Source organism: Kitasatospora sp. NPDC059722 (genome assembly GCF_042733235.1).
GTDB lineage: Bacteria > Actinomycetota > Actinomycetes > Streptomycetales > Streptomycetaceae > Kitasatospora.
In genome coordinates, this window is record NZ_JBHWGD010000037.1 from 24,132 (window position 1) to 35,035 (window position 10,904).

Sequence of the window (10,904 nt, forward strand, 5' to 3'; positions counted from 1 at the left end):
GGGGGGGGGGGCGCCGGGGGTGTGCCCCGGGGGGGCGCGGGGGGGGGGGGGGGGGGGGGGGCGCGGGCGGGGGGGCGCGGCGGGGGGGGGGGGGGCCCCCCGCGCCCCCGCTCCCGTTCTGCTTGCATGCGCCCCTCACTCGTTCGAGTGAGTTGGCGGTGTGCCAACTGCGGCATTGCGCGATCATGCGTCCCCGCGCCCGATGCGCGGCCTATCCTCCTGACGGACACTCACCGCCGGTCCGCCCGGCGCGCTGAGCGCGGAGAGCGGGCCAGGACGGCAGGGAGGTCGAGATCGCTAGCGACAGTGGAGGGGCGGCCCTGCCGGAGGGCGCGACGCGCTACCTCGTGGCCGTTCCGGTGGCGGCGCTCTGCTGCCTGCTGCCGCTGCTGCCCACCGTGGCGCTGCCCGGGGTGCCGCGCTGGCTCGGCTCCCCGGTCGACTGGCCCAAGGTCGGGCTGCTCGGCTTCCTCCACGGCTGCTGGGAGTCGCTCGCCCAGGGCCTGCCCACCCCCTGCCAGCGGCTGGTGCGCCGGCTGCTGCGCCGCCCGGTGCCGGCCGAGCGGGCGCCCGTGCGGCCCGGGGTGAACGCGTTCTTCCCGGTGCTGTTCGCCGGCGTGCTGATGCTCCCGCCGGCCGCCGCCGCGTTCGTCGCCGTGCCGGCGGCGCTGCTCGGCGGCCCGGGCGGGCGCCACTACCGGCAGCGGCAGCTGTGGAACGGCTCCCAGCTCGCGCTGAGCGCCTTCGCCGGCGCCGTCGCCTTCCACCTGCTGCGCGGCCCGCAACTGCTCCTCGGCTCCCGCTTCCCGGCCGCCCTGCTGCCCGGCCTCGCCGCCCTCGTCGCGTTCTGCCTGGTCAACGGCGTCCTGGTGGGCGTCATGCTGATGCTCAGCGAGGGGAGCCGGGCCGACGTCCTGCTGCGCGGGGCGTGCACGGTGTGCGGGCTGCCGGTCCTGGTCCACGCCGCCGGCGGGCTCATGGTCGCCGTCCTGTGGCAGGGCCCGTACGGCGCGTTCGCGGCGCTGCTCGCGCTGCTGCCGCTGTCGATCTCGGCGTGGGTGTTCGCCCAGGGGCACCGCGAGCGCGACGCCCACCAGGCGACCGTCCAGGCGCTCGTGCAGGCCGTCGAGATCAAGGACGCCTACACCCGCGGGCACAGCGAGCGGGTGGGCCGGGCCGCCGTCCTGATCGCCGGTCAGCTCGGCATGGAGGCCGAGCGGCTGCGCACCCTGCGCTTCGCCGCGATCCTGCACGACGTCGGCAAGCTCGGCGTGGCCACCGAGCTGCTCCGCAGAAACGGTCCCCTCACCGACGCCGAGCGCCGGGCCGTCGAGGTCCACCCGGTGTACGGGTACGAGCTGGTGCGCGGCATCGCCTTCCTCGGCGAGGCGCACGCCGGGATCCTGCACCACCACGAGCGGATGGACGGGCGCGGCTACCCCAGCGGGCTGGCCGGCGAGCAGATCCCCGAGTTCGCCCGGATCATCTCGGTCGCCGACGCGTTCGACTCGATGACCTCCACCCGCTCCTACCGCCGCGGGCGGCCGGTGGCCGAGGCCGTCGCCGAGCTGGAACGGTGCTCGGGCAGCCAGTTCGACCCGGTGATGGTCCGCGCGCTGATCGGCGCGCTCGCCGTCCACGACTGGCAGCCGGTGCTGCCCGCCCCGACCGGGGAGTGCCTGCGGGCCGTCCCGGACATCCCGCTCGGCGTGCCGGAGCCCGTCCGGGCCGCCCCGGGCCGGGTGCCCGCCCGGGGCGGGAGCGTCCCCTCGGCCGGGCAGCCGTGAGCGGGCCGCGCCCACGGGAGCGGGCCCGGCCGCGGGACGGCCGGTGGGCGGCGCACACGGTGCGGGTGGCGGCGGCCGGGCTGCTGGCCGCCGCGCTCGTGGCGGTCGCGGCGCGCGGGGTCGAGCAGCCCCGGGTCGCGCTCGCCTTCACCGGGCTGATCGCGCTCGGCGAGTGCGTGCGGATCACCCTTCCGGGCGATCGCGAGCAGGCGCCCATCGGCGCGGCCGGCGCGCTGGCGTACGCGCTGCTCGGGCCGCTGCGCGGGCTGCCGACCGCGCACGGCACGCTGCAGGTGGTCGCCGTCACCGGCGTCGGCCTGCTGCTCGCCTGGCTGCCCGGGCTCGCCCTGCCCCACCCCGGGCGTCCGCACCGGCGCCCGCCCTGGGCCGACCCCGTCCGGCGCGACAGCGCCGCCCGCCGGCTGCTCGGCGTCGGGTTCGCCGCCGCCGTCTTCCAGCCGCTCTACAACAGCGGCCTGGTCGACCGCTTCTCGCCCGACGGCCCCGCCTACGGTGTGTTCCTGACCGCCGTCGCCGCGCTCGCCGCCCTCTGCGACGCCACCCTCGCGGCCCTGCTGCGCCGCGACTGGACCCGCGGCCCGGGCCCGAAGGCCGGCCCGAGGACCGGGCTGCGGTTCTCGGCCGCGCTGGAGGACGAGCTGCACGCGCTGTTCGGCATCGGCTCGGCGATCGTCGCCACCGGGATGCTGGTCAGCCTGGCGGCCGGCGAGGTCGGGCTGTGGGCGCTGCCGCTGTTCTGCGCCCCGCTGCTGCTCGCCCAGGTGTCGTTCCGTCGCGCCGCGGCCGTCCGGGCCACCACCGGGCAGACCATCGCCAGCCTGGCCCGCGCCACCGAGGTGGCCGGCTACACCCCGCACGGGCACGCCCGGCGGGTCGCCGACACGGCCTGTGCCCTCGGCCGCGACCTGGGGCTCGGCACCCGCGAACTCGCCCTGCTGGAGTACGCGGCGCTGATGCACGACGTCGGCCAGCTGTCGCTGGTCGAGCCGGTGCCCGACGGCGCCACCGCCCTGCTGCCCTGCGCCGAGCAGCAGCGCATCGCCCGCCTCGGCAGCGAGGTGATCAGCCGCACCGGCGTGCCCCGGCAGGTGGCCGAGCAGGTAGCCCGGCTGGCCGACCCCTACCCGGGACCGGCCGGCGGCGACGGCTCGGTGCCGCTCGCGGCCCGCATCATCCGGGTGGCCAACGCCCACGACGACCTGCTGACGGCCGCCCGGGGGCGCGGCGTCGGCGAGGCGGTCGGGCACCTGGAGGCGCTGGAGGTCCTGCGCCTGGGCCGCGGACGGGTGTACGACGCCCGGGTCGTCGACGCCCTGGCCAGGGTCGGGGGCCAGGCCAGGGGCTGACCGCCCGCCGCCCGCGACCGGGGGGCGGACACCCGGCGCACCCCCGGTACGGCGGGGGCGGCCGGAAGCGGAGCGCGGCCCCGGTGCGGGCTCCGCGCCCCGGGGTTGAGGTGCGGCGGCGGGGCGGGCAGGCTGGGTAGGGGCGTCCCCGACCCCGGCGGTGGGGAGCGCGCCCGGGGGCGGGCGTGGTTGGATGCGGTCGTAGCGTGGAACACCGACCCGGGGCACCGGGCCCGCATCCCGGAAATCGCGCCATCGTTTTCACGAACTCGGGGCGCGGGAGCGGCGGTACGGGACTTGAGCGGACGACGACGGCAGGGACGAACGTGAGGATCTTCCACCGGGCACGGCACCGGCCGTCCGCCACCTGGCGGCAGACGACCGACCGGGCCTTCACGCTGATCGGCGACGGCCGCTACGAGGACGCCGGCGCGCTGCTCGTGATGGCCGCCGACCTGGAGCCGTGGCTCTCCGACTCCTGGTTCAACCTCGCCCTGCTGCACAAGTTCCGCCGGGACTGGGAGCAGGCCCGTTCGGCCGGCCTGCGGGCCGTCGCGCTGCTGGACCGCGAACAGGGCGCCCCCGACTGGTGGAACCTCGGCATCACCGCGACCGCCCTCCAGGACTGGCCGCTGGCCCGCCGCGCCTGGCAGGCGTACGGGCTGAGGCTGCCGGGCGGCCCGGGCGCGCAGCAGGACGGCCCGGTCGCCCTGGACCTCGGGACGACGCCGGTGCGGCTGTCCCCGGACGGCGAGTCCGAGGTGGTGTGGGGCCGGCGGCTGGACCCGGCCCGCATCGAGGTGCTGTCCATCCCGCTGCCGTCCTCCGGCCGCCGCTGGGGCGAGGTGGTGCTGCACGACGGCGCCCCGCACGGCGAGCGGGTCACGGACGGGATCGCCTACCCGGTGTTCGACGAGATCGAGCTGTGGGCGCCGTCCCCGGTGCCGACCTACGTCGTGCTGCTCCAGGCGGCCACGGCGGGCGACCGGGACGCGCTTGAGCGGATGGTCGCGGACGCGGGCTACGCCGCGGAGGACTGGACGTCCTCGGTGCGGCTGCTGTGCCGGGCCTGCTCGGAGAGCCGGATGGCCTCGGACGACGGCCACACCGCCCACCACGACCCGCACGACGACGGCGACGCGTCGCACCCCGGCCACCTGAGCCACCTGAGCCAGGGCGGCGCCGCCGGGATGTCGTGGCTGGTGGAGCGCGAGTGCGGGATCGCCGCCCCCGCGCACCTGGTGCGCGCGCTGCTGGACCGCTGGGTCGCGGCGGCCCCCGGAAGCCGGGCTTACCGGGATCTCGAAGAGGTCTGCTGAGTACCCTGGTGAGGTACGCGTAGACCTATGGAAGCGGAAGACATGGCGGAGCAGCACGACCACGAGCACGAGCACGACGTGGAGGGGGCCGCGCCCGAGGCACCCGTCAAGGTGATCGGCGAGGAGCCCGACCTCACCAAGGGCACCGCGCGTCCGATCACCGTGGTCGGCAACCCGGTCCTGCACCGCGAGGTCAAGGACGTGACCGCGTTCGACGGCGAGCTGGCGGCCCTGATCGACGACATGTTCCAGTCGATGTACGCGGCCGAGGGCGTGGGCCTCGCGGCCAACCAGATCGGCGTGGACCTGAAGGTCTTCGTCTACGACTGCCCGGACGACGAGGGCGTGCGCCACATCGGCCACGTGATCAACCCGGTGCTGGAGGAGTACCCGGCCGACCGCAAGCGCGTGCTGGACGACGGCAACGAGGGCTGCCTGTCGGTGCCGACCGCGTACGCCGAGCTGCCGCGCCCGGACTTCGCCACGGTGACCGGCGTCGACAAGGACGGCAACCCGATCCGCGTCGAGGGCACCGGCTTCTTCGCCCGCTGCCTGCAGCACGAGACGGACCACCTGTACGGGTTCCTCTACATCGACAGGCTGTCGAAGCGGGACCGCAAGGACGCCCTGCGCCAGATGGCCGAGGGCACCGCGCGCTACGCGACCGTGCCGAACGCGTAAGCACCCCTCCAACACCGCTGCCCCGCACGGACCTTCCGTGCGGGGCAGCGGTGTTTCTCACGGGGCGGTGCCGTCCGGGGCCGGCCCGGGGCCGGTGTGGAGGACCTCGCGGCCCTGCTCGGCGGCGCGGAGGAGCCCTTCGCTGACGAAGTCGAGGAAGCGGGCCGCGTTTTCGAGGCGGGCGGCGGCCGGGGTGCCGCGGCCGAGGACGCCGACGCCCTGGCGCGCGGTCTCGATGAACCGGTCGTTGGACCGGGCGCTGCGGATCATCGACCGGTACCAGAGGTCCGCGTCGACGACGTAGCGCTCGCGGCGGCGCTGGTCGCGTTCCCTGCGGACGAGCTCCAGGCCTTCGAGGAACGTGATCGCCTTGGAGACGGACGCCGGGCTGACCTGGAGGTGCCGGGCGAGTTCGGCGGCGGTCATGCTGCCGGTGTCGGTGGTGTAGAGGCAGCCGAGCACCCGGGCCATCATCCTGGGCAGGCCCGAGGTCGCGAAGACGGTGGTGAGGGCCTCCTCGTAGTCGCGCACGGCCCCGGCGTCGCGTCCGTAGGGCTGCGGGGCCGCCTGCGGCACCTGGACCGCGGCCTGTCCGCGCGAGCGGGTGCGCTGCTGGGTGGCGCGCTGGGCCAGGTCGGCGCGGTAGCCGGCGGCGCCGCCGTTGCGCATCACCTCGCGCGTGATCGTGGAGGTCGGACGGTCGAGACGGCGGGCGATCTCGGCGTAGGCGAGGTCGTCGGCCAGCCCGACCGCGATCTGCTGGCGCTCCTGCTGGGTGAGCCTGCCTCCCGGCATCACGACCCCTTTCGTGCCGCGGGTGCTCCCCGGGCGCTGCTCGGCGTTCCCTGACGCTGTCACCATAGCGTTCACCGTCAGTGCATTGCAACGCGCGACTCTTCTGACGTTGCGTTAAGCGAGAGGGCGTTGCAATGATTTCCCTGCTCTGACCTGCCTAAATGCTACCCCAAGGCAAAGATTTCGTTGTCGAAATATGGAAAGCAACGTAGTGTTTCCAGCGTTCGGAAAGCAGCAGGCCCCACACACCAGGGAGAGCACGATGCACACGTTCGACACCACCGCCCCGATCTGCGCCGTCCTGGACATCCCCGGGGGACGCGTCCTGTTCATCGCCGCGGACCGGGCCGACACCGCGGTCGAGATCCTGCCCGCGAACGCCGCGAAGGGCCGCGACGTGAAGGCGGCGGAGCAGACCACGGTCGCGTACGCCGACGGGGTCCTGCGGATCGAGAACCCGGTGAAGTCCCAGTACGTCGGTCCCTCCGGATCCGTCGACGTGACCGTCAAGCTGCCCGCCGGTTCCCGCGTCGAGGCCAAGGCCGCCGCCGCCGAACTCCGGACCGTCGGCCGCCTCGGCGACGTCTCCTTCGAGGGCGCCTACCGCCGGATCAAGCTGGACGAGGCCGCGAGCCTGCGGCTCATCGCGGTCGACGGCGACGTCGAGGTCGGCCGGCTGGGCGGGCCCGCGGAGATCAGCACCGCGCGGGGCGACATCCGGATCGCGGAGGCCACGGGCGGCACCGTCCGCCTCGGCACCCAGTCCGGCGACATCACGGTCGACGCCGCCGCGGGTGTGTCGGCCGCCCTGGACGCCGGCACCGGCCACGGCCGCATCAGCAACGCCCTCAAGAACGACGGCACCGCCGGCCTCGACATCCGCGCCACCACCTCCTACGGCGACATCACCGCGCGCAGCCTCTGACCCGCGCCCTGCGGAACGGCACCGCGCACCACCTGACCCGGCAACACCCACCCACACGTCCTACAAGGAGCACACCATGTCCCTCTCCCTCACCGGCCCCGAGCTGCAGAAGACCATCGAGGAGATCGTCGCTACCGGCTTCGCAGGCATGCAGCTGCGCGTGAACGACGACCGCGGCGAATGGGTCGGCAGCGCGGGAGTACGCGAGCTGGGCGAGAGCGAGAAGCCGCCGGTCGACGGGCGGTTCCGGATCGGCAGCACCACCAAGACCTTCACCGCGACCTTGGTGCTGCGACTGGTCGCCGAGGGCCTGATCGAGTTGGACGGCCCGGCGGACGACCACCTGACCGGCTTCGGGCTGGACCGGCGGATCACGGTGCGCATGCTCCTGCAGCACACCAGCGGGCTGTTCAACTACACCGGCGAGTACTACGAGGACGGGACGGTCGCGCCGGGCATCCCCTGGCAGGGCCAGGAGTACGTGGACAACCAGTTCCACACCTACCAGCCCGAGGAGTTGGTCCGGCTGGCGCTGTCCAAGCCGGCCCGGTTCGAGCCGGGAACGGACTGGAGCTACTCCAACACCAACTACGTCCTGGCCAGGCTGCTGGTCGAGGCCGTGACCGGCCGCCCCTTCGCCGAGGAGATGCGGCGGCTGATCCTGGAGCCGCTCGGCCTGTCCGGCACCCTGGTGCCGGACGCCTCGCCGGAGATCCCCGAGCCGCACGCCCACGGCTACTACCGGTACGAGGACGCCGGCCAGTGGAAGGTCGTCGACGTCACCCGCTTCGACGTCTCCTGGATCTCCGCCGCCGGCGACATGATCTCGACCACCGAGGACCTCCACACCTTCTTCTCCGCGCTGATGGGCGGCAAGCTCCTGCCGGCCCCCCTGCTGGCCGAGATGCGCACGCCGCACCCCAAACTCGGCTACGGCCTGGGGCTGTTCGTGGAGGAGACGGACGGCGGGACCGTCTTCCACCACAACGGCGGCTTCTGGGGCTGGGGCGCGCTGATGTACAGCTCGCCCGACGGCAGCAGGACCCTGACCGCCTCCCTCACCTGCGGGGACGCCGAACTCGACTTCGTCGCCACGGCCGAGGCCTTCCAGAAGGCGCAGCAGCGGCTCGTCAAGGAGGTGTTCGGCAGTGGGCAGGCCGAGGCGGCCGAGGCGGCCGAGGCGGCTCACGAACCTGCCGCGCCGGCCGCGCCGTTCGAGCCGGTGCTGACCCGTCACGCCGACGCCGAGACCTGTGCCGATCCGAGTTCCGTGATGAGGTTGTTCGCCGACTCGGACGGGACGGCCGACGGCTTCACCAGTTACCGTTCCACGTTCGCGGAAGGCGCCGTCGGGGCTCCCGCGCACGTCCACACCAAGGCGACCGAGCTGTTCTTCGTCATCAGCGGCTCCCTCAGGGTGCTGGTGGGCGAGGAGATCACGGTGCTCGACGCCGGTGACTTCCTGGCCGTGCCGCCGCACACCCCGCACGCCTTCGCCGCGGCGCCCGGCTGCGAGGCGGACGTCCTGTTCGTCTTCACCCCCGGCATGGGCCGGTTCGACTACCTGCGCCTGCTCGGCCGGGTCATGCGCGGCGAGGCCGACCCGAAGGAGATCGCCGAGTCGGCGGAGCGGTTCGACAACCACTACGTCGACAGCCCGGTCTGGCGCGCGGCCCTGGACGCATCGGCCTGATCGCGGATCGGTTCGTCGGACGGTTCCCCTAGGGTGACCGGCGAGATCGCTCGGAACGGTCGTGGAGGGGTGCCGGAGATGTGGTGGAGCAGGAAGCCCGACGGGGAACGGGCGCGGTGGGTGCTCCGACCGCTGGTGGGGGTCGGGCCGCTGCTGTTCGGGATGAGTCCCGGCGAGGTCCGGACGGTTCTGGGCGGGGCGGCCGTCTCCGCTTCGCGGAGCTGGGCGGGCAGGCTGTCCTGGCAGCGGTACCGGGACGTGGGCGTGACCGCGATCTACGGGGTGGACGAGCGCTTGGCCGCCGTGGCGGTGGACGCGCTGACCGGACCGCTGGTGCGGCTGGGGGACGTCGGGCTGATCGCCCGGGTGCCGTCCGAGGTGCGTGCGGATGTTCATGAACTCGCCCGCCGAGATGGGGAGTCGGTGAGGGTGAACTGGAGCGGGGATCCCGAGGTGGCGGCCTGGGGGCTGTCGATGGGCGCCGCGCGGGAGCAGAAGGACGCGATGCTCACCGAGGCCCTGCTGGTCGGCCCCGGGCCGGCCGACGATCCGTACGGGACCGAGCCGGTCATCCGGTGGCGCGATGTCCGCGACTGGGAGAAGAACCCCGGGGCCTGGCCGGTGGCGGCGGAGGAGGACCGGCCCCGCTGGGACTGGACGCCGCTGGTGGGGGTCGGGCCGCTTCGGTTCGGGATGCGTCCGGAGCAGGTGGCGGCCGCACTGCACGGCGAGGAGCCGACGACCCGCCGGGGACAGCATCGCGCGCCGAAGATCGGGGCCGGCGAGTGGCGCCTGGACGGGGAACGGTTCGAGGAGGCCGGTGTGACCACCCACTACTCGTACCTGAAGGGCGTCCCCACGCTGGCCGCCGTGACCGTGCTCGGCCGCACCGGGCCGCAGGTCGAGTTCGAGGGCATCCGGCTGATCGGCAGGACGGTATCCACTCTTGAGGCGGCCCTGGTCCGGCACCTCGAAGACCGCGGGATCGACGTGGTCGTCGGCTGCGGCGAAGACCTCGAACTGGACGGGCTCGGCCTGTACGTCCGGGCCGTCCGGGCCGGGGACACCGTGATCAGCGAGGCCCGGTTCTGCGAAGCGGAGTGGGAAGACCACGGCTGACGAACCCCGCGCGCAGGAAGTCGGCGACACCGACTTCCTGCGCCGTCGTGCGTGAGCCCGCCGGGCGGAGGCGTTCGCCTTGTGGGCCGGGCTCAGCGTTTGGTGCCGTCCACGATGACCGGCGTGCCGTTGGTGCCGCAGGGGCTGGCGTAGACGGGGTTCTTCTCGGCGGCGGCCTTGAAGGCCTCGATGCACTGGCTCAGCAGGATCTTGTCGGTGAGCGAGTTGGCGATCGCGGCGTTGGCGGCGGCGGTGCTGTCGGCCTCGATCTTGCGCTTCTCGGCCTCGGCCTTGGCCGTGAGCACGGCGGCCTGTGCCTGGGCGGTGGCCTGGTCCTGCTGGATCTTCTGGTCGATCGCCTTCTGCAGGGCGTCGTTCGGCCGGACGTTGCGCAGGTTGACGCCGTTGACGAGGATGCCGCGCGGGGCGAGCCGGTCGGTGATCAGCTTGTCGATCTCGGCGCTGATCGCCTCCCGCTGCGAGCTGTAGCCCTCGACGCTGGTGTGGCGGGCGAAGACGTTGCGCACGATCTCCCGGCTGTCCGGGTAGACCAGGCGCTGCTGGACGGCGTCGGCGCTGCCGGCCAGCTTGAACAGCTCGACGGTGTGCTCGGGGTCGATCGACCACTTCACCGTGATGTCGGCGTACAGCACCCCGCCCTCGGAGGAGTGGACTTCGACGGTGGAGTCACCGGTCAGGTTGAGATCGGAGGGGCGGGTCGAGAAGGTCGTCACATCGGTCAGCGGCGACTTGAAGTGGAGCCCGGGCTGCCAGGTGCGGCCGACCTTGCCGAGGCTGGTGGGCACCGCGACGTCCGTCGGCCCGACCACGTGCACGAAGGTCGTGAGCCCCAGGAGCAGCCCGAGCGCCCCGGCGAGGACGCCGCCGAGGGTGACCGGCCAGGAGCCGATCTTGCGCCACCGCAGTATGAGCAGGCCGGTGCCGACGGCCAGGAACAGCAGGGACAGGATGAGCATGGTGGGGTCCCCCGGGCTGGAGTGATCAAGACGGACGGCCGCAGCCTAGGAGGCCCGTCGACATCCTGAAGTCGCTTCAGATGCTGTTCATACGATCGATGCCGCACGTTGGTTCGATGACGGCGGTGACTCTTCGCCGGCGGGGCCCCCGCGCGGGCGGGGGGGTTGAAACAGGGTGGTGTAAAAAAAAATAGCAGCCCCCCCCCAACAAACCGTATATAACAGGGGGGGCCGGAGACAG

At 73.6% G+C, this 10,904-nt stretch carries 9 protein-coding genes and 1 pseudogene; 8 read left to right on the plus strand and 2 right to left on the minus strand.

The features are described from left to right. Nucleotides 1-347: 347 nt before the first annotated feature. The 4 genes from ACFV4F_RS23175 (at nucleotide 348) to def (ending at nucleotide 5,154) form a co-directional block, all read left to right on the plus strand. Nucleotides 348-1,787 carry an HD-GYP domain-containing protein gene (locus ACFV4F_RS23175; protein ID WP_380438495.1) on the plus strand — a complete coding sequence of 480 codons (1,440 nt, stop codon included), beginning with the start codon at nucleotides 348-350 and terminating at the stop codon, nucleotides 1,785-1,787. Further along, nucleotides 1,784-3,154, plus strand: coding sequence for an HD-GYP domain-containing protein (locus ACFV4F_RS23180; RefSeq protein ID WP_380505099.1), 1,371 nt, complete (start codon nucleotides 1,784-1,786; stop codon nucleotides 3,152-3,154). Before ACFV4F_RS23175 ends, ACFV4F_RS23180 begins: the two co-directional genes overlap by 4 nt. A gap of 326 nt (nucleotides 3,155-3,480) precedes the next feature. Then, nucleotides 3,481-4,473: a tetratricopeptide repeat protein gene (locus ACFV4F_RS23185; protein ID WP_380438499.1), complete on the plus strand. Its 993-nt coding sequence runs from the start codon at nucleotides 3,481-3,483 to the stop codon at nucleotides 4,471-4,473. Nucleotides 4,474-4,500: 27 nt separating this feature from the next. Continuing rightward, a complete protein-coding gene (gene def, locus ACFV4F_RS23190; protein ID WP_380438501.1) occupies nucleotides 4,501-5,154 on the plus strand; it encodes a peptide deformylase in 654 nt (217 codons plus the stop codon). 57 nt (nucleotides 5,155-5,211) lie between these two features. Here def and ACFV4F_RS23195 read toward each other — a convergent pair whose 3' ends face one another. After that, a complete protein-coding gene (locus ACFV4F_RS23195; protein WP_380438503.1) occupies nucleotides 5,212-5,949 on the minus strand; it encodes a helix-turn-helix domain-containing protein in 738 nt (245 codons plus the stop codon). Between the two features lie 262 nt (nucleotides 5,950-6,211). On the opposite strand from ACFV4F_RS23195, the gene ACFV4F_RS23200 reads away from it, so the two are divergent. The 4 genes and pseudogenes from ACFV4F_RS23200 to ACFV4F_RS23215 all read left to right on the plus strand — a co-directional run bounded on the left by ACFV4F_RS23200 (nucleotide 6,212) and on the right by ACFV4F_RS23215 (nucleotide 9,686). After that, nucleotides 6,212-6,874, plus strand: coding sequence for a DUF4097 family beta strand repeat-containing protein (locus ACFV4F_RS23200; protein ID WP_380505102.1), 663 nt, complete (start codon nucleotides 6,212-6,214; stop codon nucleotides 6,872-6,874). A 76-nt stretch (nucleotides 6,875-6,950) separates the two neighbouring features. Then, nucleotides 6,951-8,018, plus strand: a pseudogene (locus ACFV4F_RS23205) (serine hydrolase domain-containing protein); the annotation flags it as partial. A 78-nt stretch (nucleotides 8,019-8,096) separates the two neighbouring features. Beyond that, complete coding sequence (locus ACFV4F_RS23210) at nucleotides 8,097-8,567, plus strand: cupin domain-containing protein (protein WP_380505145.1); 471 nt, start codon at nucleotides 8,097-8,099, stop codon at nucleotides 8,565-8,567. A gap of 120 nt (nucleotides 8,568-8,687) precedes the next feature. Continuing rightward, nucleotides 8,688-9,686: a hypothetical protein gene (locus tag ACFV4F_RS23215; protein ID WP_380505105.1), complete on the plus strand. Its 999-nt coding sequence runs from the start codon at nucleotides 8,688-8,690 to the stop codon at nucleotides 9,684-9,686. A gap of 92 nt (nucleotides 9,687-9,778) precedes the next feature. Here the strand turns inward: ACFV4F_RS23215 and ACFV4F_RS23220 are convergent, their stop codons facing one another. Then, a complete protein-coding gene (locus tag ACFV4F_RS23220; RefSeq protein ID WP_380505108.1) occupies nucleotides 9,779-10,663 on the minus strand; it encodes a prohibitin family protein in 885 nt (294 codons plus the stop codon). Between the last annotated feature and the right edge of the window lie 241 nt (nucleotides 10,664-10,904).